The sequence below is a fragment of the Pseudohaemophilus paraphrohaemolyticus genome (assembly GCF_003253115.1).
GTDB classification, from domain to species: domain Bacteria; phylum Pseudomonadota; class Gammaproteobacteria; order Enterobacterales; family Pasteurellaceae; genus Haemophilus_A; species Haemophilus_A paraphrohaemolyticus_A.
In genome coordinates this window covers 1-25953 of sequence record NZ_QEQF01000009.1, presented here as the reverse complement: position 1 = coordinate 25953, position 25953 = coordinate 1, and the positions used below count along the sequence as shown (strand labels likewise).

Here is a 25953-nt window from a genome sequence, read left to right as displayed (position 1 = left end):
GCACTGTGAGGGCAATGAAGAAGAAAACAATCGGCAGCAAAGCCATCGCTGCCGTGAGGTATAAACTGCCACCTATGGCAGTATAGTTCTGTAACTAAGCTTCCATAATTCATCCTTAAATGAGTTGAATTATGGAAATCTTAGAGGTTAATTTGTTAAAGATCTGTGAAATAGATCACAGGATTGAAACATTAAAGCGAGATAGGTTAAAAAATGGTCTATCTTTAGTTTAACACCCAAACTCTCCCAAAGTGTTTTAGCAATCCCGCAGTTTGAGCGGCTTTATTATTAGCGTTTTCAATGCCTTGGTAGATATCAAAGTGATGACCTTTTACTGCACCGCCCACATCTAAAGCTACCATCAAACGCATTTCGTGTTTGCCTGTCCAATTGCCTTGGTTGTCAATTAATGGCATCTCTACTAATAGCACACTGCCTGATGGTACAATGCTTTTATCTGAGGCAACGGATGCAAGCGCAACTAATGGCACGCCCGCTGAACCTTTTACGTCGTGAGTATCATCAAAGCGGAAGAAAACGTAAGATGGATTGCGCTCAAGTAAGCTTTGAGCTCGGCTTGGGTTGCGTTTTGCCCAATCTTTGATGGCTTGAGCTGACATTTTTTCCTTTGGAATTTCGCCATCTTCAACTAACAAGCGCCCAACAGAGGCATATTTGAAGCCATTTTGTCCTGCGTAAGCCACATGGCTTAAACGACCTTCGCCAAAATCGACAAAGCCGCTGCCTTGCACACCTAAGAAGAAGTTATCTACCATGGAGTTAGAATAAGCGATCTCTAAGCCCCTGCCTGCTAATGCACCATTGTAAATTTGGGCACGGGTAAAGCGTTTATTTGCGCTTGGTAAGCTGTATAATGGATGCTGAAACTCGCCTTGTGGCGTACGTCGAGCTTGCAATACGGGGGCGTAATAGCCTGTAAATGCGACATTTTGATAGCCATCTTTACCACGCATTAAGTTAATATTGATGCCGTATTTGGCAAGGTCATTCACGTTCGCGCCCGCATCTACCCAATGTTGCACTTTGCTATACACACCCGCGTAACTGCTTGTAATACGGCTTGAGTAGCTACGCACATAGTTGAGTTGCGAAATGAAATCTTGCCCATTAACAATCGGCTGTTTATTTCCAACCGCTTGCACGCGAGCAAAATTCATGTAAGAAGGCATTACTTGGCGATTTTGGTAAATTGCACCAAGTTTAGCATTTTCGGCATAAATGCCTACAATTGAGCTTGTTTGAGAAGTCGGTTTTGATGAGCAACCGATAATTAAGACGGAAAATAGCGTTGCGCCTGCCCATTTAGCATATGCTTTCCAATTCATCATAAATCCATCATTTGTGAAAATAAGGTATATAGCCTACCAAAATTTGGGCAAAAACGGTAGAAGATTCAGCAAAATTTTATCCGGCAAAATGCGGGGTTTTGGTGGTTTTATATTGAATTTGTTTTAGAAATAGTCAAACAAACGCTTTTTTGAAAATAAGGCTTGCTATTTTCACTATTCGGCGTATTATGCATCCCATCAGACGCGGGGTGGAGCAGCTTGGTAGCTCGTCGGGCTCATAACCCGAAGGTCGTTGGTTCAAATCCGGCCCCCGCAACCAAATTTTTAACCCTTCGATTTATATCGAAGGGTTTTTTCTTATTTGCAAAGTAGCATTCAAAAATAACCGCTTGCAACCATATTTCTTTCTGCTTTAAACTGTTCTCAGATTATTTAATTATCTGCAGCAACACTTATGCAAAATTCAAATTCCAATATTTTTACCGTGACTCAGCTTAACTATTCTGTCCGTCATTTGCTCGAAGTAGAGCTTGGGCAAGTTTGGCTTACGGGCGAAATTTCGAATTTCAGTCAGCCTGTTTCGGGGCATTGGTATCTCACGCTCAAAGATGAGAATGCTCAAGTGCGTTGTGCTATGTTTAAGATGAAAAATCTACGTGTGAATTTTCGCCCACAAAACGGAATGCAAGTGTTAGTGAGAGCGAGTGTTAGCCTTTATGAGCCACGCGGTGATTATCAACTAATTATTGAAAGTATGCAAATGGCGGGCGATGGTTTACTTCAACAGCAGTTTGAAGGACTCAAAATGAAGCTGGCAGCACAAGGGCTCTTTGCTCAAGAGCATAAAAAGCCAATTCCCAAATTTGTAAAACGAGTGGGGATAATTACATCGCCAAGTGGAGCCGCATTGCAGGATATTTTACATATTTTGAACCGCCGTGATCCATCGCTTCAAGTTGTAATCTATCCAACACTAGTGCAAGGAAAAGAGGCAACGCAAGATATTATCGATACGATCAGACTAGCTAATCAACGTAAAGAATGTGATGTGTTGATTGTGGGGCGTGGCGGTGGTTCGCTTGAAGATCTTTGGTGCTTCAATGAAGAAGCTGTAGCCTATGCGATTTATCAATCTGAATTGCCAATTATTAGTGCAGTTGGGCATGAAACCGATGTAACGATTGCCGATTTTGTAGCGGATTTACGTGCTCCAACCCCGTCTGCTGCAGCGGAATTAGTTAGCCGAGATCAGCAAGAAATTGTGCGACAACTACAACATCATTTAAATATGGTGAACTTGGCATTTGATCGTCTTTGGGCAGAAAAACTTTCTCGTTTTCAACACCTTAACCTTCGCTTAAATGCCCAAAGCCCAGCAAAACAGCTTGAGTTGCTTCATTTCAAATTAACTCAGATTTTTGACCGCTTGCAAGGGAGATTAGGGCAATCTTTGAAGCTAAAAGAGCAGAAAATTGCTCAGCTTTTTTTACGGGTACAAGCAAAGCATCCAAGTCGTCAATTAGAAATGCAAAAATTGCATTTAACACAGCAAGAAACGCGACTTTGCAAGCAAATAGAGCAACTTTTTAATGCAAAAAGACAGAAATTCTATTTTGCCAAACAGCGGTTAGATAACAGCACTTTACCGCATAACATTAGTCGCCAAAACCAGAACTTGCAGCAATTATCGCATAGACTAACCTATTTGATTGAAAAGCAATTCACTAAACAGCAGCAAGGCTTCCATGCATTATGCACGAAGTTAGATGGATTAAGCCCGCTTAAAATTTTAGGGCGTGGTTATTCGATCACGCAAAATGATCAACAGCACGTGATTACAAATACAAAACAGATCACCAAAGGAGATCGAATTACCACACAGCTTGTAAGTGGACAAATTCTCAGCGAAGTGATCGCAATCAAATAAGATTGTTTCTTTTTTGTTCGCCACTTAAATGGAAATAAATATTCTTTAAAAATCATAGGGATAGCAAATTATCCATAGAGTTACTCACGAGGTTATCCACAGATCATGTGAATAACTTTATGAGAGAACTGATGAAATTTAGAACGGACAAACCGTAAAGCAAAATAAATCGCTTGCATTTACTGCGAAGAATTTCTATAATTCGTGCTATTACAAACCTTGTAATACCTTCAAAATTTAGCCAGTGTGACGAAATTGGTAGACGTAGCGGATTCAAAATCCGCCGCTGAATAAGCGTGTCGGTTCGAGTCCGACCACTGGCACCAATTCAATTTTTCTCAACATCTCACGAAATCTCAAAACCCTTTACGAAGCCTTTATTTTACTAGCTTTACAGCCTTTTTATTGTCTTTCTGTATCTCACATAATATCTATACAGCCCAGAATTTTAGGGGTATATTTAGGGGGGGGCAGTTCAAAAGTGCGGTAAGAAATTCATCATTTTTAAATACGGATTTATCTTGAGTTTCCGCAAAGGCAGTGAGTTTATCAATCGCATCTGTTATACGCTCACGAATTTTTTTCTTAAGTTCCTCTGTCGCCATTTCCGTAAAAGTTACCACCAGAATTTCTTCCACATTTAACGGACGAGAAAAGTTATTTTCTCCCGCCTTTAATAAAAGTCGGAGGTATAAAGAACCAATAGTGTAGGTTTTCCCTGTACCAGCGGACGCTTCGATTAAGCTAATTTGATTTAAAGGCAACGTGATAGGATTTAGTGGGATTGTTTCGGCCATAGATTTTAACAGATGAGAACTAATAGCATTATTTTACAAAATTTAAAGTCATAAATGCAAAAAAGGACGCTTTTCAGCGTCCTAATTTAAAAACTATTTTAACTTATCACAAGCATCTTGAACACCGTTATCACAAGCCTTACGGAACCATTCTTTAGCTTTTGAAGGGTTAGGTTTTACGCCTTTTCCCTCAATATATGCTACCCCCATTATATATTGAGCGTTAGCCTTTCCTTGTTCAGCCGCTTTGCTATACCATTTAGCCGCTTCAGAATGATCTTTTTTTACGCCTTTTCCAAGGGTATACATCGCACCCAAACGAAGTTGAGCACCTGCATCACCTTGTTCAGCCGCTTTGCGATACCATTTAGTCGCTTCCGCATAATCTTGTTTTACGCCATATCCCTTAAAATACATAAAACCCAAACGAAGTTGAGCATCTGCATTACCTTGTTCAGCCGCTTTGCGATACCATTTCACCGCTTCAGTATAATCTTGTTTGACACCTTTACCATCTTCATACATCAGACCCAAATTAAATTGAGCACTTTCATTGCCTTGTTCAGCCAATGGCAGAAAAAGTTTGAAGGCTGTTTGATAATCACGTTTATTGTAGGATTCAAATCCTTGTTGAAACTGCTGTTCTGGCGTATCTGCCCAAGCAGTAGATTGAAAAGAAAAAATAGAAGTAGCTAACAATGCGCTAGTGAAAAGTGTTTTTGTCAGTTTCATAGAATCATCTCTAAATTGATTAAAAAAACGCCAAGATTTTAGTTGGCAATATGCTTTATGAGTCTCTGTAAAGAAACTAAAAACAGGTTGTTATCATATCTAATTAATAGCAGAAAATCATTATGTTGTTATTTAGAATTTCGTGGCACAAAGAGCTTAATATCCTGAATAACTGCATCACCTTCATAAAAATTTAAGTGAGGGTCTCCAATAATAAAACTATCAGGATATGCCGAGCCTTTTTTCCAAATATCTTTGTTTTTATATTTTCCACTTACACCTTTGTGCCATAAAGTGCGGTTAAATTCACCTTGATATTCATCACTCGTTTGATTGTAATGCCAAATAGGCTTACCATCTTCAATAAATTTACGCTCAGCACGTAATGTAGTTTCTCCAATATGCTTAAAATCCCCTGTCATTTCTATTACGTATTTATCTTTATGTCTTTCAACGGCAAATAAATAACTTTTCTCTGGCAACAGTTCAGGTTGTAATTCTGCACTACTAATAATACCATCAAACTCTCCGTTTTTAATTAGATTTCCAGCTAAATCAGTGTCTTCAAAATTACCACATTCGGTTTTAAAAGCATAACCATTATTCAGATAATTATTACCCTTCTTAAAACGATCACCTAAAATAAAAATCGCATTCACTACATTATGTGAGCTCTCAAATAATGGATATAATGCTTTGCTTTTTGGATTACACACCGCATTTTTTTTTGACCATGATTGAAAACTATAATACCCATCTAACACTACTTTTCGGCGAAAATGAATCCCAGGATTACCATGTGGTGCAGGATTAGCGTGATCTAAAATAGTTAAATAATAAAAGCCATTTTCTTTACGAACATCGTGGTAATCACAGCGCGTTTTTCCAATAAGTGAGCCGTTTGAAAGCCAAGGATATGCTGTTTTGCATTCCTTATCTTGTAAATAGCCATTATATTTTCCGTCATATTCCAATTTACCATACCGTTTACCACCAAAATTAATCGCTCGCAAGCGCATTTCTACACGATATTCTGCAGGTAAAGGCTTCGTTGGACGAATAATGGCTCCGCCATCCCATCTTGGTACCTGCAATACCAAACCATACTGTTGGTTAGCTAACTGAATAGTTGTCATCCTAGGTTTTGAAGTTGGGTGATTATCAACATAATCCAAATAAGCTAATTCTGCAGTAAGCCAATTTTCTTGACCAAAAGGAATAGATTGCCGAAAAATGCGTACTTTATTCATTTGCTCAGAAAACATAGGATTAGAAATATTTTTCCAAACTTCACCGTTGTCATCAAACATATCAATATTCCATTTGCTAGAGGCATCAAGCGGATCTTGCTCCCAAGGGAAATTTGATGTGTCAAACAAAGTAGAAAAATTTTCAGAATGAAGTAATTGCCAAGAAAATTCATCCTTGGCAGGAAGATTATGAGACATAGATAAGGAAAAAAGTAGAATCCAGAGATGTATTTTATTCATAAAAATTTTCCTATCGCTTTTGATTACTTTTCCCATTTCTTCTTTTTTCATGACATAATCCTCATTATTTGTTAAGTAAGTTTAAATTCTTACAGCCATCTTGATTGCTATTATCACAACTTTTACGGAACTATTTTTATTCACTTTTGATGGTTAATTGATGGGTTTGCGCCAGCTTACGGCTACGAAAAACTGGTTGTTATCATATCTAATTAATAGCAGAAAATCATTATGTTGTTATAACAAAAAAGGACGCTTTTGATCTGACCCCAAATATTTTGCAGAGTAACTTGATTTGCCACTTTAATCGTGCGATCTAAAATTGCAGGCGTTAATGACTGCTCTTTAGCAAAATGTTGGATATATTCTGCCGATAATTTATCGCTTGCTAAATTTTGAATAAGCTCCGCTTTATTCTTACTTGGCAAATCAGGCATTTCTAAAATAAAATTAAAACGGCGTAAGAATGCCTCATCAATTCCGCTTACTGAATTAGAAATCCAAATCATCGGCACACTATTATTTTCAAGTAATTGATTCATCCATGCTTTATTTCTCTGAGCAATCGAACGTTCGAAGAATGAACTTGCAAATACATCTTCAATTTCATCAAAAATTAATAGACTTTTGCTATTCCTACCTAATAACGTTTGTGCCATACGGCAATGATTTAAACGCTTTTCTGCCCGAATAACATCGCCATCCTCATCCATATAAGCAATATTGTAAGCCGTTAAATTTAATGTTTTAGCCAATAATCCTGCTAATTCTGTTTTGCCTGTACCAGGTTTGCCATAAATTAAAAAATTAACACCTTTTTGTTGTTTTTCGACCGCTTGTTGCAGATAATTTTGCATCATTAAATGGGTATCAAAAATATGTTCAAATTGCGTCAAATTTAATTTAGGCGGATTACTTAAAATTACACTGTTTTTAAGTAGTTTTTCCTCATCAAAAGGCAATAAGGTAAATTCATCTGCATCGAGCGTATTGCCCCATTCTACATAATCATCAACATCAGTTGGACTATAACTACGTTGTAATAAACCATATTGAAATAATTTACTGCTTTTCTTCAAGACGGGGCGAAGTTCATCACGGCTAATATTCAGAAATTCCACTAAAAATTCGACCGCTTGTGGCAAACTTTTCGGAGAAAAATAGTTAAATATATAGGAAAAATCACTTTCAATTTTTAAATGTAAAGACAAACGTAGCACGCTCATTTCAGCCTCATTAAGCGATAACAATGAGGCTAATTGAGCTAAATTTTCCTCGGCTTGTTTTCCATTTTCATCGGAAAAAGTAGGCATCTTCTGCAAGATTTCGTAGCGTGGTTTTAATAACTCCGCTACGATTTCAGGTAATTTTTCTTCTTGCTCCAATTTATTGGGTAATCCCAATGCTTGTGCCACCTCATCACTTTTCCACCGAGCTTCTTCAAAAAGCGTTTCTAATCCTTTATGTTCAAACAACACTTTTAGCATCATTTTTTCGGTGTAATTTGATACTGTTGGCGAATTTAACTTATACCCTTTTTGCACTATTTCTACGTTTGACATATTATCTCTCCATAAAAAATACCTTTTGTCTTTTGACGAAAGGTATTTTAGGATAGCAAGCGACATTTTGTGTCGTATTAGAATACTATTAAAGATCTTCAATCATAGAAATTAGTTTTTCAATTGCTTCTTTATGCGGTAACTCTTTTTTCCCCTGAGGGTGAATACTATGAATATAATAAACTCCGTTCACTTTATATAAAATAGATGATGTATTTTCCCATTTCTCTTCAGCAATTTTAGATTCTTTAGGTAAATCTAAAATATTCCAATCTGATGTAAATAAAATAACAGCTTTAGGTTTTAAGATATCAATTTCTGTTAATAGTATTTCTTTGCAAATATCTCGTTGTTTATAAAAATCCTCATTGCAAGGGTTACCTCCATTCATTGGTGCAACTTTACATAAATTAGACCACGCAATATTTTTATACCAATTTTCAGAAAAATATAAATAAGTAATTTTTCTTATTACACGCCAAAAAGCAGATTTAGATGTATTGTATTTATCTTTGCTACCAATTTGATCTTCAACCCATTTTATAGGTTCTTTATCTTCCACAAAATGAGCAAATAATTTATCTTGATCTTTTTCACTTTTCCAACCATTCGTTGCCTTACCAACAAAGAGAATGCCTTTTCTTTGCTTCCATTCGCTACCTACATGAACATAAAAAGCTGATAATTCACTATCAAAGGATTCATTTCCAAACTTTTGGTATAATTTTTTATACAATGGTTTAAGTTTATTTTTGAGAGTTTCCTTCATATTTTCCTTCTCACTGTTAGCTATTTAAAATAATTATAAGAAATTTAGCGATAAATTCTGTCGTATTAAAGATATTCCCTTCCAATCTCCTTAACCTCCTCCCCAAACTTTGCAATCCACCAATTTAGCATCTCACTTTCCACCACTGTTGCACGAACTAAATAAATTTCGCCTTCGTCTGTGATTTCTTGATCTGTGGACAACGGTGTTTCGGTTAAATGGAAACCGTAAGGCTTACCAATTCGGAAAGTCAGACGGATTTTCTTGCCGTTACCAAAGCCAAAATGTTGTTCAGCGAGATAATGTTTTAGGTTGAATTTTGGGCGTTCAAAAGTGAACGTGGTTGCAGTAGCATTGAGAAAACGATGCAAGGCAAGATGGAAAATATTGCCATCTTCATATTGCACCACTAAATAATGTGCAGCCCCTTGCTGCACAAGGGCGAGCGGTTTAACGTCTGCTTTGTGTTCTTTGCCAGTTTGATTGCAATAATGCACATTTAATAGGCGGTTATTATAAAGTGCGGTGCTAATTTCTGTGAAAATCTTCGGTTCAATTTTGGCAGGCAAAAGGGGCTGGCTTGTTGGTGCAATGGCGACTTTATCAAGCCATTCTGCACCCGATTTTTTGTGGCTATCGTAAACCAGATTATATTCCGCTTGTTGGAAGAACCCCTCCATTGAGCTCATAATGCTGGCGGGGAGAATACCATTGAGATATTGCTTAGCAAGCATTAAAACAAGAGATTGCTGCTCGTTTAAAATCGGCAAATCAATTCCTTTTGCATTTGGTTTCCAGCGGTATCCATAAGGCTTATCACGTTCATCGCATTCAATGTCAAATTGCTCGCAAAGTTTTTTCATTTGGCGTTGAATGGTTCGAAGTTCACGTTTTATGCCGAGTTCAGCGAGTTTTTGATGAACTTGCTCGGCAGTGATTGCCCCTTTTTTAGGAATGAAACGCAAGATTTCGAGAGGTAACTGAATAGTAGAATGAGGTTGTGGCATAATCTCGTCCTTTTTCGCATAAAATCAATAAACATGTTATAGCGAGATTATGCCATAGACCCTAGTCAGATTTTACGAAACAATGTTATTTTTTTACCGCTTTAACAAATAAAAGTGGTGGGCGATGTTGTAAATCTTTAAACTCGTTATGCCATTCTAGTTTATCCGCAAGCATAGGTTCTTCTACTTGAGCAATGTCAAAGCCGGATCGAATGAGTTGGTTAAAGATGGTTGCCATTGTACGATGATAAGTTTTAAAAGATTGTTGAAACCAGTTTCGGCTACGCTCTCCCTCATCGCGATAATAATTTAAGCGATATGCAACCTGTTGTTTTTGTTCATTTTTCTCCCAACGATACCCCTCTCGATAGCAAGTCACAATAGGGTGCTCTTGTGAAAAAAGAAGTGTGCCGCAAGCGGCCATTTTTGCTGAGATTTTTGCAAGTAAATCCGAAAAATCATCGATATAGTGAAATGCAAAAGAACTCACAACGAGGTCAAACTGATTTTCAGTTATTTGATCGAGAGATTCCATCGGCGAACAATAGAGCTTAAAATTATGTCCCTCTTGCCAATTCTTAGACAACGTTTCTTTCGCTTTTTGAAGCATTAACTCAGATAAATCTAATCCAACAACCTGACTTGCACCTTGCTCTAAATAATAAGCAAGATGCTCACCCATTCCGCAACCAAGATCGAGAACCTTTTTGCCTTTCACTTCGGGTAACATTTCAAACATGGTAGGTTTTTCAACGACTTCATTCATACTGATAGGGTTATGGCGTAACTGCTGATAGCGTTCAAAAAAGATGGGCGTATCGTAAATACTTTTTTTCAAATTTGCCTCCGTAAATATGCTCAATACATATTGGAAAATGAGCAATAAAAAACACCGCTTGCATTTGCTTACGGTGTTTAATTGGTTGAGAATTACAGCTGATCTGCATGATGAATCAACACAAACTTCTCCCAAAGCTCTTCTTGGGTCTCTTGATGATTGCTATCAATAATAATACAGTTAGTAATCGGACAGACTTTCTGGCAAGTAGGCTTTTCATAATGCCCAACGCATTCTGTACAAAGCAACGGATCGATAACATAAATCTCATCGCCTACCGAAATTGCCTCATTCGGGCATTCAGGTAAACACATATCACAGTTGGTACATTTTGCGGTAATCAACAATGCCATTGGCTGTCATCCTCTTGTTCAAAAAAGAGGCGAATATTAGCCTTTTTGTTGAGCTAAGTAAAGCACTGTTGCAGCAACGCGTGAATGTACATTTAATTTCCGAAGTAAATTACGGATATGCACTTTCACCGTTTCTTCAGAAATAAAAAGCTGAGCGGCAATTTGTTTGTTCGACATTCCTGTTGCAATCCATTGTAAAACGTCCAATTCACGATCGGTAAGTTGTGCAAGCGGATCGCTTTCTGGTTGACGAAGCAAATGCTGACGCACGGTTTCGCTTAATGCCATTTCACCACGTGCGGCTTTCTGGATATTTTCAATCAGTTCTGCCGTATCACTATCTTTCAATAAATAGCCATCAACACCCGCATCCATTAGTGCTAAAATATCAGACTGTTCGTCTGACACAGTAAGCACCACCACGCGAGCGTCTACATCGTGAGTACGCAATGAACGCAAAGTATCCAAGCCTGAAATACCTTTCATATTCAGATCCAAAATAATCAAATCTGGCTGCAGGTCTAACGCTTTAGCAATACCTTCTGTGCCATTGCTCGCTTCCCCCACCACTACAAAATCTGTTTCGAGCTCAAGAATTTGACGCATCCCTTTACGCATTAAAGGGTGATCATCAATTAAAAGAATTTTATAAGGTTCAGTCATTTCTTGCCTCATATTTATTACACACTAATTAAGATGACTATTCTCTCACTCTTATTACCTAAAACAAGTTACCCATTTTAGGTAGATTACATTCTTTTTGATCTAGGCTAAAAACGCAATATTCTTGCCCAATAAAAATTGCAAAACTTTGCAAGTTTTTAACCGCTTGTTCCGTTATAATAGCCTCAATTTTGATTAAAAGAATGAATTTATGACCACTCAAACAACCTATTTTGCCACTGCAGCACGTGGCTTTGAAGAGATGCTCAAAACTGAGCTAGAACAAATTTGTGGCGCAAGCTGTAAAGTCGCTCAAGGCGGAGTGCATTTTACTACCACGCAAAAAGGCGTATATCAAGCCTTGCTTCATAGCCGTTTAGCTTCTCGCATTTTACTGCCGTTAGTTACCACAAAAATCTTTAGCGATTTGGATTTATATGCTTCTGTGATGGGCTACAACTGGGCGGAACTTTTCGATCCTCGTGATACATTTTTCATCGATTTCAACGGCACAAACCGTGAAATTCGCAACACCCAATTCGGTGCAATGCGTGTGAAAGATGGCATTGTGGACTACTTCGAACGCAAAGGCTTTGAGCGCCCAGCGGTGGATAAAATTGCTCCCGATGTGCGTATTCACGTCTATTTAAACCGTGATGATATGGTGATTTCGCTTGATTTAAGTGGTGAAGCGTTGCATATGCGTGGTTATCGTTCAGACACAGGCAAAGCACCATTGCGTGAAACTTTAGCTGCAGCAATTGTATTACGCTCTGGCTGGCAACAAGATACGCCGTTGGTTGATCCGATGTGCGGTTCGGGCACGCTACTGATTGAAGCAGCGCAAATGCAGGCAAATATTGCCCCGCAGATTCAGCGTAAGCATTGGGGTTTCCATGCCTGGAAAGGGCATGATATGGCACTTTGGGATGAGGTTTGGAATGAAGCAAAATCAGCCGAAAAAGCACTGACAAGCGGTCAATTTTTTGGTTTTGATCTCGATCATCGCGTGCTGCAAAAAGCTAAACAAAATGCAATCAATGCAGGCGTTGGCGAGGCAATTCGCTGGCAACAAGGCGATATTGTCGCCCTCAAGAATCCTTGCCTAGAGCAAATAGGTACTGTGATTTGTAACCCGCCTTATGGTGAACGTTTAGGTACAACACCTGCGTTAATCGCTCTTTATTCAGTGTTTGGTCAGCGCTTAAAACAACAATTCACAGCCTGGAATGCCTCCATTTTCAGCGGCGAACCTGAATTGCTTAACTGCTTGCGTTTGCGTTCAGCTCGTCAATTTAAAGCGAAAAATGGACCGCTGGATTGCGTGCAAAAAAACTATTCCATCACGCAACGCCTTGAAAGTGTAGAACAAAATGAGCTGGAATTTAAGCCAGAACAGCAAGTTGCAACTGATTTTGCTAATCGCTTAGCTAAAAACATTAAGAAAATCGAAAAATGGGCGAAACAACAAGGCTTAGATGCCTATCGTTTATACGATGCTGACTTGCCAGAATATAATTTGGCGGTGGACAGATATAGCGATCACATTGTCGTACAAGAATATGCTGCACCCAAAAATATTGACGAGCAAAAAGCCCGCCAACGCTTGTTGGATGCGGTTTCCGCAACACTTTATGTGACAGGCGTAGAAACCAACAAATTAGTGCTTAAAGTGCGTCAAAAACAAAAAGGTACGAACCAATACGAAAAATTGGCAAATAAAGGCGACTATTTCTACGTAAATGAATACGGGGCGAAATTGTGGGTGAATCTTACTGATTACCTTGATACAGGCTTGTTTTTAGATCACCGCTTAACGCGTAAAATGGTGGGTGAAATGGCGAAGGGCAAAACCTTCCTCAATCTATTTGCTTACACAGGCTCAGCAACGGTGCATGCAGCATTACAAGGGGCAAAAGCGACCACAACAGTGGATATGTCAAACACTTACCTTAATTGGGCAGAGCAGAATTTAGAGCTTAACGAAATTCCATTAAGAAATCATCGCTTATTCCAAGCTGATTGCTTGCAATGGTTGGCGGAATGTCGTGAACGTTTTGAAGTGATTTTTGTTGATCCGCCAACATTCTCTAACTCAAAACGAATGAACGAAAGCTGGGATGTGCAACGCGACCATATCAAATTAATGAGTCAACTCAAACGCATTCTTACCCAAGACGGCACGATTATTTTCTCTAACAATAAACGTGGCTTTAAAATGGATATGGAAGGCTTAGCGGAGTTAGGCTTAAAAGCGGAAAATATCTCAAAAAAAACGCTTCCGCTAGATTTTGAACGCAACCCACATATTCATAATTGTTGGGTGGTAACGCATATTTAATGCAAAGATGATGAAGCCTAAAAGAGGCTTAAATCAATAAGATTTAAGCCTCTTTTATATGATGAGTGAGATTTGAGTTAGTTAACTATCCCACACTGCAAACAATACAAATAACGATATTGTGGATCGTTAAATTTTGCAAAAGTTTGAGTAAAATCGTCCGCTTGCTTGGCAAGCGGAAGGTTTAACCATTTGGCAAAACTCATTTGCATTTTGCTGTTTAAGCTACGTGAAAGTTCGGCAAAAAGAGACTCATCACGGTCGCCAAACCATTGTGGCACTAATTTTTCGTAAGTTGGTTTGTCTTCTGAAGGTTGTTGTTTCAGCAACTCGCTCATTGCATATAATGCATCATCAAAATCGCCAAGTTGATCGACCAAGCCTTGCTCTTTGGCAACCGCACCTAACCAAACTTGCCCTTGGGCGATTTTATCTACATCTGCTTTGGCAATATTACGCCCACGGCTGACCAAATCTAAAAACTCGCGGTAGCCTTGTTCTACGCTCATTTGAATCAGCATTTTCTGCTCTTCAGATAACGGTTTTAAACTGCTGATTTCCGCTAATGGCGAGGTGGCGATACCATCTTCTCGTATGCCTAAATTTTTCGCGGTTTTTTCTAAATTGAACATCACACCGAAGATGCCAATTGAGCCTGTGAGCGTGTTTTTGTCGGCTAAAATTTTATCGCTTGTCGCGGCAATCCAATAACCACCTGAAGCCGCCATTCCACCCATTGATGTAACAACAGGAATGCCTGATTTTTGAATCGCTTCCACTTCTTGGCGAATCAGCTCCGAAGCTAAAGCACTGCCACCAGGGCTGTTGATACGGAGTATTAAGCCTCGCACGCTTTTATCTTGCTTCACTTTTTGCAGTTGAGCAATGATGGTGTCTGCCCCTGCTGTGTTTTCTAGGCTTTCACCCATTGTGATTTCGCCCTCAATATTGACTACAGCGATTTTGTTTTCACCTTTGCGATTAAAACGATCAATCAGACCGCTTGCGTAATCTTGGTAATCAATAGATTTGAATCCTTTTTTGTTGTCTGCTCCAAATTTATCCGCTAGAGCTTGGCGAATTTCCGCTTGACTGTTGATATGGGTCACGAATTGTTGCTTTAACGCAAAATCAGCTTCATTGCCTTGGGTTTGTTTTCGCATCTCAATCAGTTTATCTAATGGCGGTACAATATTTTCGGCAGAAATTTTTCGATTTTCTGCCAATTTCTCTTTTACATTTTGCCACATTGGATACAACCAAGCGGTCGCATTTTGCTTGGCTTCTGCAGACATATCATCGCGAATCAGTGGCTCGACGGCAGATTTATAAGTGCCTACACGGAAAATATATGGCGTTGCTTCAATTTTGTCGAATAACGATTTGAAATAGAGTGTGCTATATTTCAAGCCTTCTAACTCCACCGAGCCTGCACTGTTAAGGTAAATTTGATCGGCAAAGCTCGCCAAATAATATTGTTTTTGGCTGAAACTGTGACCAATTGCAATCACGGGTTTGCCTGATGCTTGGAAGTCTTCGAGCAGCTTGCCAAGATAATCAAGCGAAGGATAATCTCCACCTTCGAATTTGGCTAAATCCAATACAAGACCTGTGATTTTCTCATCTACTTTCGCTTGGCGAATGGCGTTCGCCACATCAAAAGTTGAGTATTTTTGCGGTTGTTCGTTGCCCATTTCGGCTTCTAACAAGCGGTAGAAATCGGAGTATTCTTCGCGATTATCTGCCAAATAACCATTTAAATTGAGCACTAACGCACCGTGGTCAAAGGTTGCCATGGCTTCAGTTTCAGCCTTGCTGTTAAATGAACTGAGCAATGAAACAAAAGCAAAGCTGACCATCACGAAAAGTAGGAAAAAGAGTGTGACTACGCTTTCACGAATAAAACGGAACACGCGGTAGAGTGCTTTGAGTAGCTTTAACATAGGGATCTCAGAGTGAAAAAATGAGTGACTAAATTAGCACAAAATCAAAGATTATTTAATAAAATCGGGGTAAAATAAGCCAAATTATTCATACAAGGAGTTTTTTATGGCAATTTTAGTGACTGGTGGTGCAGGTTATATCGGCTCGCATACTATTGTTGAATTATTGAATACAAACCGAGAAGTGGTAGTTTTGGATAATTTAAGCAATTCATCTGAAATTTCACTTGAGCGCGTTGAAAAAATCACGGGCAAAAAAGTGCCTTTTTACAAAGGTGATGTGTTAGATCGCGATATTTTACGCAAAATTTTTGTAGAAAATAAAATTGAATCGGTGATCCATTTTGCGGGATTAAAAGCAGTGGGCGAAAGCGTACGTGAGCCATTACGTTACTATCAAAATAATGTAACTGGTTCTATTGTATTAGTTGAAGAGATGCTTAAAGCAGGCGTGAATACGATTGTATTCAGCTCATCAGCAACGGTGTATGGCGATCCGCAAATTATCCCAATTGTGGAATCTTGCCCAGTAGGTGGCACAACCAACCCATACGGCACGTCAAAATATATGGTAGAACGTATTTTAGAAGATACTGTGAAAGCATTCCCACAATTGAGTGCAGTAATCTTACGTTACTTCAACCCAGTCGGTGCTCATTCAAGCGGCTTAATTGGTGAAGATCCAAACGGCATTCCAAATAACTTGCTACCGTACATCAGCCAAGTGGCGGTGGGTAAATTAAAAGAGCTTTCTGTATTCGGTAGCGATTACGATACCCACGATGGCACAGGCGTGCGTGACTATATTCACGTGGTAGATTTAGCGTTAGGTCACTTAAAAGCATTAGAAAAACACCAAGATGATGCAGGCTGTCACATCTATAACCTTGGCACGGGCGTAGGCTACTCTGTATTAGATATGGTGAAAGCATTCGAAAAAGCGAACAATATTGAAGTGCCATACAAGTTAGTCGATCGCCGTCCAGGGGATATTGCGACTTGCTATTCAAATCCGCAAAAAGCATGGGAAGAGCTAGGCTGGAAAACCCAACATGGCTTGGATGAAATGATGCGTGATACGTGGAATTGGCAAAAAAATAACCCGAATGGGTATAAAGGTTAATATAGTAGGGTTAATATATCGTAGGGGCGTGTTGAACACGCCCAATTTAATTTTACAAAATAGAAGAAAAAAATGACCGCTTCCCCATCTTCTCAACCATCTATCTGGCAACAAATTTTCACAAAGAATATGTTGCTTTGCCTTTATACAGGCTTCTGTTCTGGCTTGCCGCTGTTTGTGTTAATCCAACTTCTGCCTGCTTGGTTTACTTCAATGAATTTGGATATAAAAACCATTGCCGCTTTCACATTAACTTCACTCCCTTACACCTGGAAATTCCTTTGGGCTGCCTTATTAGATCGTTATTTTCCTTCTTTTTTAGGGCGTCGTCGTAGTTGGATTTTTCTCTCACAAATCGGGTTATTTCTGATTTTAATCAGCTACGGCTTTTTTGATCCTGTGCAAGATATTGGCGTTATCACACTGCTCTCGATTGTGTTGGCATTTCTCTCAGCGACACAAGATATTGTGATTGATGCGTTTCGCCGCGAAATTTTAAGCGACAACGAACTCGGTTTGGGCAACTCCATTCACGTAAATGCTTATCGCATTGCGGGACTCATACCTGGCGGATTATCACTCTTTTTAGCAGATTATTACCCTTGGCAAACTGTGTTTATTATCACTGCAAGTTTTATATTGCCTTGTTTGTTGATTACCCTGCTTGCCAAAGAACCGCAACATTCTCCCATAGATAAAAGCAAACCCTTTTATACCGCTTTTGTTGATCCTTTTGTGGAGTTTTTCACACGTAAAGGCGTGATGGGAGCCTTGGGGTTAATCCTCTTTATTTTTCTTTATAAACTGGGCGACTCGCTTGCCACTTCGCTCCAAACCAAATTTATTTTAGATATGGGATTTACCAAATCACATATTGCCGCTGTGGTAAAAATGACTTCACTTTGGTGTAGTATCGGAGGCGGTATTGTGGGCGGAATAGCTATGCTTAAACTTGGCGTAAACCGTTCTTTGTGGCTGTTTGGTAGCGTGCAATTGGTTACCATCTTGGGCTTTGCCTATCTTGCAAGTTTTGGGCATTTTGAGACCGCTTCTATTGGCACAAATGAGCTTTTAAAATTGGGACTTGTAATGGCGGGAGAATACTTAGGTGTAGGCTTAGGCACTGCCGCTTTTGTTGCTTTTATGGCTCGTGAAACTAATCCTCTTTATACTGCAATGCAATTGGCTATTTTCACAAGCCTTGCCGCTTTACCGAGTAAATTCTTAGGAGCTTATACGGGACATCTGGTTGAAGCTTTTGGCTACTATCACTTTTTCTGGATCTGTTTCTTTGTCGCAATTCCAGGAATGTTGATGTTATTTAAGGTTGCACCTTGGAAGGTAGAAAGCAATGAGAAAACAAGCGGTTAAATTTCACTAAAAAATTGCAATAGAAAAGCCAGTTATTTCCGTGTAAAATACTGGCTTTATTTCCATTTATAGCAGAAAAAATAGAGAAGAGAAGTATGGCAGAGAAACGTTATGATGCGGATGAAATTACGGTTTTAAAAGATCTTGAACCTGTCCAGATGCGTCCAGGAATGTACACTGATACCACTCGCCCAAACCATTTAGGACAAGAGGTTATCGATAACAGCGTGGATGAAGCTCTGGCAGGCTATGCTTCTCAAATTGATGTTATTTTACACAAAGATAATTCGCTTGAAGTGATTGATAACGGGCGTGGTATGCCTGTGGATATTCACTCAACCGAAAAAATTTCAGGTGTGGAGTTAATTTTAACCAAGCTACACGCAGGCGGTAAGTTTTCGAATAAGAATTACACTTTCTCTGGTGGTCTACACGGGGTGGGAATTTCAGTGGTAAACGCCCTTTCACAACGTGTAGAAATTGCGATTAAACGTAATGGCGAAGTGTATACGATTGCGTTTGAAAATGGTGTAAAAGTAGAAGATTTGAAAGTAGTCGGTAGTTGCCCAAAACGTCAAACGGGAACAACCGTTCGTTTTTACCCTAATCCAAAATATTTCGATTCGCCGAATTTTTCGGTCAGCCGTTTACGCCATTTGCTTAAAGCCAAAGCGGTGCTTTGCCCGAAATTGACCATCAATTTTAAAGATCATATCAATAAAACTGAAGAGACTTGGTATTACGAAGATGGGCTTTCAGACTATTTAAATGAAGCTTTAGACGGTTATGAATGTCTGCCAAATCCGCCGTTCATTGGCGATGTGGTAGATGAAACCGAAGCGGTAAGTTGGGCATTAACTTGGCTGCCAGAAGGCGAATTATTGGCAGAAAGTTACGTAAATTTAATCCCGACTTCTCAAGGTGGTACGCACGTTAATGGTCTGCGTAACGGTTTGTTAAAAGCGATGACAGAATTTTGCGAAATCCATAATTTATTGCCGAAAAGCGTGAAATTAACTGCGGACGATGTTTGGAACCGTTGTGCTTATGTGCTCTCACTTAAAATTCAAGAGCCACAATTTGCGGGACAGACGAAAGAACGCCTCTCTTCTCGCCAAGCCTCAAGCTACGTAGAAAGCACGCTTAAAGATGCGTTTAGTTTATGGCTAAATCAAAATGTGCAAGTGGGGAAACAGATTGCTGAAATGGCAATTAGCTCAGCTCAGGCTCGTTTGCGTGCGGCGAAAAAAGTGGTACGTAAAAAATTGGTTAATGGGCCTGCTTTACCAGGAAAATTGGCGGATTGTATCTCTCAAGATTTAAGCCAAACCGAACTTTTCCTTGTGGAAGGGGACTCTGCGGGCGGTTCTGCAAAATCGGCTCGCGATAAAGATTACCAAGCGATTTTGCCATTACGTGGGAAAATTTTGAATACGTGGGAAGTCTCATCTGATCAAGTATTGGCTTCGCAAGAAGTGCACAATATTGCAATTGCCATCGGGATGGATCCAGATAGTGATAATTTAGAAGAGCTACGCTACGGCAAAATTTGTATTCTTGCTGATGCGGACTCGGACGGTTTACATATCGCAACTTTACTTTGTGCCTTGTTCCTACGCCACTTCCCAAGTTTAGTTAAAAATGGGCACGTTTATGTCGCAATGCCACCGCTTTACCGCATTGATATTGGTAAAGATGATGTCTATTATGCGTTAGATGAAGCGGAAAAAGAGGCGATTTTAGCCCGCCTTGCCAAGAAAAAAGGCAAACCCAATGTACAACGTTTTAAAGGATTAGGTGAAATGAATCCAAGCCAACTGCGAGAAACCACAATGGATCCGAGCACTCGTCGTTTAATCCAGCTCACGTTAGCGGATAGCATCGAAGATGAATCAGATGATTTGCAAAGTACGATTGAGGCAATGGATATGCTACTTGCGAAAAAACGAGCAGAAGATCGTAAACAATGGCTACAAAACCGTGGCGATGAAGCGGAGTTGGATGTTTAGTTTTTAGAATGAAAATATGAATAAACAAATTGATCAAAAACCTAAAAATGGTTTTGATCTTAAGAAAATGCTATAGCAAAAAGGGTGTCAAGCAATGTTTAAGGTGCAAGATAACGGCAAAATGAAAAAAGTTTTTCAAAATCCTCAACATTAAGCATTTACAAAACTTTTCCAAATTAGACCGCTTATTTCATAGCCAATAGGTGGAATTTAGCGTATAATTTAGCACCTCAAATTTCCGTAGGGTGGGACTTGTCCCACCTTTTTATTTTCCTTCATAGGCAAAAATCATTTTATTTATGCAACAATTAGATACAAACAAACTACGTAATATTGCGATTATCGCACACGTAGACCACGGTAAAACGACCCTCGTTGATAAACTTCTTAAACTTTCGGGCACATTAGATACTTCTCGCGGTGATACTGAAGAGCGAGTGATGGACTCAAACGATCTTGAAAAAGAGCGCGGCATTACCATTCTTGCGAAAAACACAGCGATTAACTGGAACGACTATCGTATTAACATCGTAGATACTCCAGGGCACGCGGACTTCGGTGGTGAAGTTGAGCGCGTGCTTTCAATGGTGGATTCAGTATTATTAGTGGTAGATGCGTTCGATGGTCCGATGCCACAAACGCGTTTCGTAACCCAAAAAGCTTTTGCGCACGGCTTAAAACCAATCGTAGTTATCAATAAAGTAGACCGCCCAGGTGCTCGCCCTGACTGGGTAGTGGATCAAGTATTCGATTTATTCGTAAACCTTGGTGCAACTGACGAGCAATTAGACTTCCCAATCATTTACGCTTCAGCATTAAACGGTGTTGCGGGCTTAGATCACGAAGATTTAGCACCAAATATGGATCCGCTATTTGAAGCGATTGTAGAACATGTTTCTCCGCCAGATGTTCACTTAGAAGAACCTTTCCAAATGCAAATTTCGCAATTGGATTACAGCAAATATTTAGGTGTAATTGGTATCGGTCGTATCAAACGTGGCACGGTAAAACCGAACCAACCTGTAACTATCATTGATGCAGATGGTAATACTCGTAATGGTCGTGTCGGTCAAGTATTAGGTCATTTAGGCTTACAACGTTATGAAGCAGAAGAAGCTTATGCAGGCGATATCATTGCTATCACAGGTTTAGGCGAACTCAATATCTCTGATACATTATGTGATATCAACAATGTTGAAGCATTGCCCGCATTAACCGTAGATGAACCAACGGTAACGATGTTCTTCTGCGTAAATACCTCGCCGTTCTGTGGTCAAGAAGGTAAATATGTGACTTCGCGCCAAATTTTAGAACGCTTGAAAAAAGAGTTAGTGCACAACGTGGCATTACGCGTAGAAGAAACGGATGATTCAGATGTATTCAGCGTATCAGGTCGTGGCGAATTACACTTATCTGTATTAATCGAAAATATGCGTCGTGAAGGCTATGAATTAGCAGTATCTCGTCCAAAAGTAATCTTCAAAGAGATTGATGGTCGTAAACAAGAGCCATACGAGCAAGTGACTATCGATATCGAAGAACAACACCAAGGTGCAGTAATGGAAGCATTAGGTATCCGTAAAGGTGAAGTGCGTGATATGGTGCCAGATGGTAAAGGTCGCACCCGTTTAGAGTACATCATTCCAAGTCGTGGTTTAATCGGTTTCCGTAATGACTTTATGACAATGACATCAGGTACTGGCTTACTTTACTCAAGCTTCAGCCACTATGATGATGTGAAACCAGGCGAAATTGGTCAGCGTATCAACGGTGTATTAATTTCAAACGGCACAGGTAAAGCATTAGCATACTCACTTTATGCATTACAAGATCGCGGTAAATTGATGGTAGAGCATGGTGCAGAAATCTACGAAGGTCAAGTTATCGGTATTCACAGCCGTTCAAACGACTTAACCGTAAATCCATTGGAAGGTAAAAAACTCACCAATATGCGTGCTTCAGGTAAAGATGATGCCTTAACGCTCACTACTCCTGTGAAAATGACACTTGAGCAAGCATTAGAATTTATCGATGATGACGAGTTAGTGGAAGTAACGCCAACTTCTGTACGTATTCGTAAAAAACTTCTGACTGAAGTTGAACGTAAACGTGCAAGCCGTACAACCACAAGTACAAGCACGCGTTAATTTGCAAAGTTTAGGTCGAATTTGACCGCTTATTTAGCCCCTGAATACTTTATAGATTGCAGGGGGTTTTATTTGTTATTTATACTCAAAAATCACGCGTGGGGTGAGTTTGGTAATTAGCTCATAGCTAATTACGCCTATGTGTTTGGCAACTTCTTCAATGAGTAAGTCTTTACCCCAGAAGATTGCTTCATCGCCCACTCTGTCTTGGCTATTTGCACCAAGATCGACAGTGAGCATATCCATTGAAACACGTCCGATAATCGGTACTTTGCGACCGTTAATCAGTACAGGCGTACCTTCAGGGGCGTTGCGAGGGTAGCCATCGCCATAGCCCATCGCGATAACGCCAAGTTTAGTCTCTTTCGAGCTAACCCAAGTGCCTCCATAGCCAACAGGTTCGCCCGCTTTGTGCGTACGGACAGCAATAAGCGAAGAGGAGAGTGTCATCACAGGTTGGAAGCCAAGATGAGTGATGGGTTCGTAATGGGGGGAAATACCGTGCATAATAATGCCTGGGCGTACCCATTCGTAATGTGCTTGCTTCCAATAGAGAATACCACTAGAGGCGGAAATACTGCGAGCATGTTCGGGGTAAGCTTGAGTGGCTTGTTCAAAGGTAGCGATTTGTTTTTCGGTGTAGCCGCAATCTAATTCATCGGCACGGCTGAAATGGCTGACAAAGCTGATGTTTTCAACCAACGGGCATTTTTTAAGGCGTTGATAAAATTCATCTACTTGTTCAGAATGCACACCTAGTCGGTGCATTCCTGTATCGATTTTTAACCAAACATTGATCGGAAAATAGATCTTAGTTTTGCGTTTCCAAAAGCCTTTTTGTTGCTCCTCTTCCCATTCTTTGGCGACTTGCTCTAGCAATTCGAGCTGTTCATAGCAGTGAATTACACTGTCAAAGCGACGGGAAAGGGTTTTGAGCAACTCTTCACGATCAAAAAAACCTTCAACTAATAAAATTTTGCCTGTGTAGCCTGTTTCTTGAATTTCGAGTGCTTCACGTAGCCGTGCAACACCAAAGCCATCTACTTGGTCGGCTAGAATGTGAGCTGCAGGAAGAAGACCTTGCCCATAGGCATTGGCTTTGATCATAGCAAGTAGTTTTTGATTAGGTGCGAAGGATTTGATGAGCTGAATGTTGTGGCGAAGTGCCGCACTATTGATGGTTGCAATGGCTGGTTTCATCTTGTTTTTATCACTTCAAAAATAAAAGCATTATACGCCTGAACTTCATTTCTGGACAAGGGATTGCTAAAATTAGATAATTCAAGTACTCATTTTCAATCTCTATCTTTAACGGATTACCGCAATGCTAGCCCTTCTTCATACGCTTAAAGAGCAAAAAATCATTTCAGAAATCAATTATCAATTTGCTAAATTGATTGATCGTAAACAGAAAGGTTACAACTACTCGTCATTACAACAGAATTTGGCGGTGTTTTTAGCCGCACTCGTTTCGTTTAATGTGATGCAAGGGCATAGTGCGGTGCGACTAAGTTCGAATGCGGTAAAAAATCCGTTTGGCTTGCAAGAGTATCATCCAGAGCAAGCGGTTTGGTTAGTAGAGATTTTGCAAAAAATTGAACAAAGTTCACCGCTTGGATGGCAAGAAATTTTGGCAGATCACATTGCGTTTAGTCGTGATGCAACTCAAATTGCTCCAATGCTGTTTCAAGGCGAGTTAATTTATTTTTATCGCTATTGGCAAGCGGAGCAGCAAATTGCACGTTACTTGCAACAAGCGGTTGAAACGGAGACAGGAAATGCAAATGTGGAAGAAGATCGTGCGATTTTGGTACGCTTATTTGGTTCGGCTCAAGCAAATGAAACTGATTGGCAAAAAGTGGCGGTTGCAACAGCATTGCGTAAACGTTTTTGCGTGATTTCTGGTGGCCCAGGTACGGGAAAAACTAGAACGGTAGCTCGCTTGTTGGCGGCATTGCAATTAAAACAAGAAGCAGAAAATAATGGCTTACTAAATATTGCGTTGGTTGCTCCAACAGGGAAAGCGGCTGCTCGCTTAAAAGAGTCAATTATTGCGAACTTGGATGAGCTAGATTTACCGTTGGTAATGAAAGAAAAACTGGAAATTAATGCTTTGACAATTCACCGGTTGTTGGGAATGCGTCCTCAATGCGATCAGCCGCTTTATCATCAGCAAAATCCACTGCATTTGGATCTCTTGGTAGTAGATGAGGCTTCAATGATCGATCTATTTTTAATGGAAAAATTGATGAGTGCACTTAAGCCAAGTACACGCTTGATTATGTTGGGTGATAAAGATCAGCTTGCTTCTGTTGAGGCTGGGGCGATTATGGCTCAACTTGGCTATTTTATTACGCAAGGTTACAGCCAAGCACATACTGATTATGTGGCTGCGGTAACGGGATATAGATTAACGGCTCAATCTGACGGCTTAGCGATTCGTGATTCGCTTTGTCATTTACGTAAAAGTTTTCGTTTTGATGAAAATTCGGGCATTGGTTTATTGGCAAAAGAAGTGAATGCACAACAAGCGGTAAAATCTTGGCAAACTATTGCAAATAGTCAGTGTGAGGACTTGGAATATGTAGCATATCCAGTGGTTACTGAATTTACTGAGAAAAGCCAGTGGATACAACATTGTGCGGATTTGGTGGTGCAAAAAGCGGTGGAGTTATATCGCGATTATTTGCAAAAAGCAAAGGCAAGAGAACGCCAGCCTGAATCTGTTTCTATTGAAGAGATATTTAAGGCGTTTCAAAAAGTTCGATTTTTGGCAGCGTTGCGTGTGAGTGAGTTGGGGGTAAATCGGTTAAATCAGAGGGTTGCAGAGGCGTTGCAAAATGCGAAATTAGTCAAATTTGGGCATTCGCGAGAGAGTTATGTTGGAAAGCCGATTTTGATTACCGAAAATGCACCGCAGCATCATATATATAGTGGCGATATTGGTATTATTCTGCCTGATGGAACAGGTGCATTGCGGGTTTATTTTGATACGAAAGTAAATGGCGATTATTTGAGTTTGTCGATTAGCCGTGTGCCAGCGTATGAACCTGCTTATGTGATGACGGTGCATAAATCACAAGGTTCAGAATTTGAACATACTTTATTTGTGATGCCATTGGCGAGTTCACCAGTATTAACGAAGGAATTGGTGTATACGGCAATTACGCGTGCGAAAGAAAAATTTACGCTATTTGGAGATGAAAAAACGTGGATGTCAAGCATAAAAGTGAAAGTACAACGCCAAAGCGGGTTGCAAGAGCAGTTAATCGACATTTTTAGCTAGTGTTTTGTTCGAATTGTATTAAATGTGTTCGTTTAATAAGAATTTCAAAATTTTTTGTAAAAAGTGCTTGCACGAGTTTTATTTTTCTCTATAATGCACCCCACACAACGACGCACTGTTGTGAATGATTTAAATTGATATGCAGTGCGTCGTTTCTTTTTGTTCTTTAACAACTTATCAGACAATCTGTGTGGGCACTTGTTGATTGACTTAGTTAAAATATTTTAATTTTGAAGTCTTGATAAAAGTGCTAACTAGAAATTCATTTTTACCTTTAAATTAAAT

17 protein-coding genes, 2 tRNA genes and 2 pseudogenes are annotated in these 25953 nt (G+C 39.7%); 9 read left to right on the top strand and 12 right to left on the bottom strand.

Annotated features, from left to right (window positions below; translation table 11 throughout):
• Positions 1 to 224: 224 nt before the first annotated feature.
• The gene (gene mltA, locus DPV92_RS08315; protein WP_111354463.1) at positions 225 to 1346 is read right to left on the bottom strand and encodes a murein transglycosylase A; all 1122 of its coding nucleotides are present in this window, start codon (positions 1344 to 1346) and stop codon (positions 225 to 227) included.
• A 206-nt stretch (positions 1347 to 1552) separates the two neighbouring features.
• On the opposite strand from mltA, the gene DPV92_RS08310 reads away from it, so the two are divergent.
• The 3 genes from DPV92_RS08310 to DPV92_RS08300 all read left to right on the top strand — a co-directional run bounded on the left by DPV92_RS08310 (position 1553) and on the right by DPV92_RS08300 (position 3563).
• A tRNA-Met gene (locus tag DPV92_RS08310) sits at positions 1553 to 1629 on the top strand.
• A 135-nt stretch (positions 1630 to 1764) separates the two neighbouring features.
• Positions 1765 to 3237 carry an exodeoxyribonuclease VII large subunit gene (xseA, locus tag DPV92_RS08305; RefSeq protein WP_111354462.1) on the top strand — a complete coding sequence of 491 codons (1473 nt, stop codon included), beginning with the start codon at positions 1765 to 1767 and terminating at the stop codon, positions 3235 to 3237.
• A 240-nt stretch (positions 3238 to 3477) separates the two neighbouring features.
• A tRNA-Leu gene (locus DPV92_RS08300) sits at positions 3478 to 3563 on the top strand.
• Between the two features lie 129 nt (positions 3564 to 3692).
• Here the strand turns inward: DPV92_RS08300 and DPV92_RS08295 are convergent.
• From DPV92_RS08295 to DPV92_RS08255, 9 genes and pseudogenes are all read right to left on the bottom strand, one after another.
• Positions 3693 to 4034 (bottom strand): annotated as a pseudogene (locus DPV92_RS08295) (UvrD-helicase domain-containing protein); the annotation flags it as partial.
• Positions 4035 to 4127: 93 nt separating this feature from the next.
• A complete protein-coding gene (locus tag DPV92_RS08290; RefSeq protein WP_111354461.1) occupies positions 4128 to 4766 on the bottom strand; it encodes a tetratricopeptide repeat protein in 639 nt (212 codons plus the stop codon).
• A 128-nt stretch (positions 4767 to 4894) separates the two neighbouring features.
• Positions 4895 to 6307, bottom strand: coding sequence for a hypothetical protein (locus DPV92_RS08285; protein ID WP_111354460.1), 1413 nt, complete (start codon positions 6305 to 6307; stop codon positions 4895 to 4897).
• A gap of 244 nt (positions 6308 to 6551) precedes the next feature.
• Positions 6552 to 7818: pseudogene (locus tag DPV92_RS08280) on the bottom strand (AAA family ATPase); the annotation flags it as partial.
• Between the two features lie 88 nt (positions 7819 to 7906).
• Complete coding sequence (locus tag DPV92_RS08275; protein ID WP_111354459.1) at positions 7907 to 8587, bottom strand: uracil-DNA glycosylase family protein; 681 nt, start codon at positions 8585 to 8587, stop codon at positions 7907 to 7909.
• Positions 8588 to 8652: 65 nt separating this feature from the next.
• On the bottom strand, positions 8653 to 9594 hold the full coding sequence (locus DPV92_RS08270; RefSeq protein ID WP_111354458.1) for a helix-turn-helix transcriptional regulator: 942 nt from the start codon (positions 9592 to 9594) through the stop codon (positions 8653 to 8655).
• A gap of 85 nt (positions 9595 to 9679) precedes the next feature.
• Entirely contained in the window at positions 9680 to 10432 is a 753-nt protein-coding gene (locus DPV92_RS08265) for a class I SAM-dependent methyltransferase (protein WP_111354457.1), read from the bottom strand.
• Positions 10433 to 10524: 92 nt separating this feature from the next.
• On the bottom strand, positions 10525 to 10785 hold the full coding sequence (locus tag DPV92_RS08260) for a YfhL family 4Fe-4S dicluster ferredoxin (protein WP_111354456.1): 261 nt from the start codon (positions 10783 to 10785) through the stop codon (positions 10525 to 10527).
• 36 nt (positions 10786 to 10821) lie between these two features.
• Positions 10822 to 11448, bottom strand: coding sequence for a response regulator (locus tag DPV92_RS08255; RefSeq protein WP_111354455.1), 627 nt, complete (start codon positions 11446 to 11448; stop codon positions 10822 to 10824).
• Between the two features lie 211 nt (positions 11449 to 11659).
• Here DPV92_RS08255 and rlmKL point away from each other — a divergent pair, with 211 nt between their 5' ends.
• Positions 11660 to 13789: a bifunctional 23S rRNA (guanine(2069)-N(7))-methyltransferase RlmK/23S rRNA (guanine(2445)-N(2))-methyltransferase RlmL gene (rlmKL, locus tag DPV92_RS08250; protein ID WP_111354454.1), complete on the top strand. Its 2130-nt coding sequence runs from the start codon at positions 11660 to 11662 to the stop codon at positions 13787 to 13789.
• A gap of 77 nt (positions 13790 to 13866) precedes the next feature.
• Here rlmKL and sppA read toward each other — a convergent pair whose 3' ends face one another.
• On the bottom strand, positions 13867 to 15732 hold the full coding sequence (sppA, locus tag DPV92_RS08245; protein ID WP_111354453.1) for a signal peptide peptidase SppA: 1866 nt from the start codon (positions 15730 to 15732) through the stop codon (positions 13867 to 13869).
• Between the two features lie 106 nt (positions 15733 to 15838).
• Between sppA and galE the strand changes: the two genes are divergently transcribed.
• The 4 genes from galE to typA all read left to right on the top strand — a co-directional run bounded on the left by galE (position 15839) and on the right by typA (position 22382).
• On the top strand, positions 15839 to 16855 hold the full coding sequence (gene galE / locus DPV92_RS08240; protein WP_111354452.1) for a UDP-glucose 4-epimerase GalE: 1017 nt from the start codon (positions 15839 to 15841) through the stop codon (positions 16853 to 16855).
• A gap of 72 nt (positions 16856 to 16927) precedes the next feature.
• Positions 16928 to 18226: an AmpG family muropeptide MFS transporter gene (locus DPV92_RS08235; protein WP_111354451.1), complete on the top strand. Its 1299-nt coding sequence runs from the start codon at positions 16928 to 16930 to the stop codon at positions 18224 to 18226.
• 95 nt (positions 18227 to 18321) lie between these two features.
• Positions 18322 to 20235 carry a DNA topoisomerase IV subunit B gene (gene parE / locus DPV92_RS08230; RefSeq protein ID WP_111354450.1) on the top strand — a complete coding sequence of 638 codons (1914 nt, stop codon included), beginning with the start codon at positions 18322 to 18324 and terminating at the stop codon, positions 20233 to 20235.
• 299 nt (positions 20236 to 20534) lie between these two features.
• On the top strand, positions 20535 to 22382 hold the full coding sequence (gene typA / locus DPV92_RS08225; RefSeq protein ID WP_005709642.1) for a translational GTPase TypA: 1848 nt from the start codon (positions 20535 to 20537) through the stop codon (positions 22380 to 22382).
• Positions 22383 to 22457: 75 nt separating this feature from the next.
• Here the strand turns inward: typA and alr are convergent, their stop codons facing one another.
• The gene (gene alr / locus DPV92_RS08220; RefSeq protein WP_111354449.1) at positions 22458 to 23582 is read right to left on the bottom strand and encodes an alanine racemase; all 1125 of its coding nucleotides are present in this window, start codon (positions 23580 to 23582) and stop codon (positions 22458 to 22460) included.
• Positions 23583 to 23706: 124 nt separating this feature from the next.
• Here alr and recD point away from each other — a divergent pair, with 124 nt between their 5' ends.
• The gene (recD, locus tag DPV92_RS08215) at positions 23707 to 25668 is read left to right on the top strand and encodes an exodeoxyribonuclease V subunit alpha (RefSeq protein WP_111354448.1); all 1962 of its coding nucleotides are present in this window, start codon (positions 23707 to 23709) and stop codon (positions 25666 to 25668) included.
• The last annotated feature ends 285 nt before the right edge of the window (positions 25669 to 25953 follow it).

What these genes read in the sequence shown, in the direction of transcription:
- mltA (WP_111354463.1), bottom strand. Translation starts at nt 1,346, where the DNA reads ATGAATTGGAAAGCATATGCTAAATGGGCAGGCGCAACGCTATTTTCC.
- xseA (WP_111354462.1), top strand. Translation starts at nt 1,765, where the DNA reads ATGCAAAATTCAAATTCCAATATTTTTACCGTGACTCAGCTTAACTAT.
- DPV92_RS08290 (WP_111354461.1), bottom strand. Translation starts at nt 4,766, where the DNA reads ATGAAACTGACAAAAACACTTTTCACTAGCGCATTGTTAGCTACTTCT.
- DPV92_RS08285 (WP_111354460.1), bottom strand. Translation starts at nt 6,307, where the DNA reads ATGAAAAAAGAAGAAATGGGAAAAGTAATCAAAAGCGATAGGAAAATT.
- DPV92_RS08275 (WP_111354459.1), bottom strand. Translation starts at nt 8,587, where the DNA reads ATGAAGGAAACTCTCAAAAATAAACTTAAACCATTGTATAAAAAATTA.
- DPV92_RS08270 (WP_111354458.1), bottom strand. Translation starts at nt 9,594, where the DNA reads ATGCCACAACCTCATTCTACTATTCAGTTACCTCTCGAAATCTTGCGT.
- DPV92_RS08260 (WP_111354456.1), bottom strand. Translation starts at nt 10,785, where the DNA reads ATGGCATTGTTGATTACCGCAAAATGTACCAACTGTGATATGTGTTTA.
- DPV92_RS08255 (WP_111354455.1), bottom strand. Translation starts at nt 11,448, where the DNA reads ATGACTGAACCTTATAAAATTCTTTTAATTGATGATCACCCTTTAATG.
- rlmKL (WP_111354454.1), top strand. Translation starts at nt 11,660, where the DNA reads ATGACCACTCAAACAACCTATTTTGCCACTGCAGCACGTGGCTTTGAA.
- sppA (WP_111354453.1), bottom strand. Translation starts at nt 15,732, where the DNA reads ATGTTAAAGCTACTCAAAGCACTCTACCGCGTGTTCCGTTTTATTCGT.
- galE (WP_111354452.1), top strand. Translation starts at nt 15,839, where the DNA reads ATGGCAATTTTAGTGACTGGTGGTGCAGGTTATATCGGCTCGCATACT.
- DPV92_RS08235 (WP_111354451.1), top strand. Translation starts at nt 16,928, where the DNA reads ATGACCGCTTCCCCATCTTCTCAACCATCTATCTGGCAACAAATTTTC.
- parE (WP_111354450.1), top strand. Translation starts at nt 18,322, where the DNA reads ATGGCAGAGAAACGTTATGATGCGGATGAAATTACGGTTTTAAAAGAT.
- typA (WP_005709642.1), top strand. Translation starts at nt 20,535, where the DNA reads ATGCAACAATTAGATACAAACAAACTACGTAATATTGCGATTATCGCA.
- alr (WP_111354449.1), bottom strand. Translation starts at nt 23,582, where the DNA reads ATGAAACCAGCCATTGCAACCATCAATAGTGCGGCACTTCGCCACAAC.
- recD (WP_111354448.1), top strand. Translation starts at nt 23,707, where the DNA reads ATGCTAGCCCTTCTTCATACGCTTAAAGAGCAAAAAATCATTTCAGAA.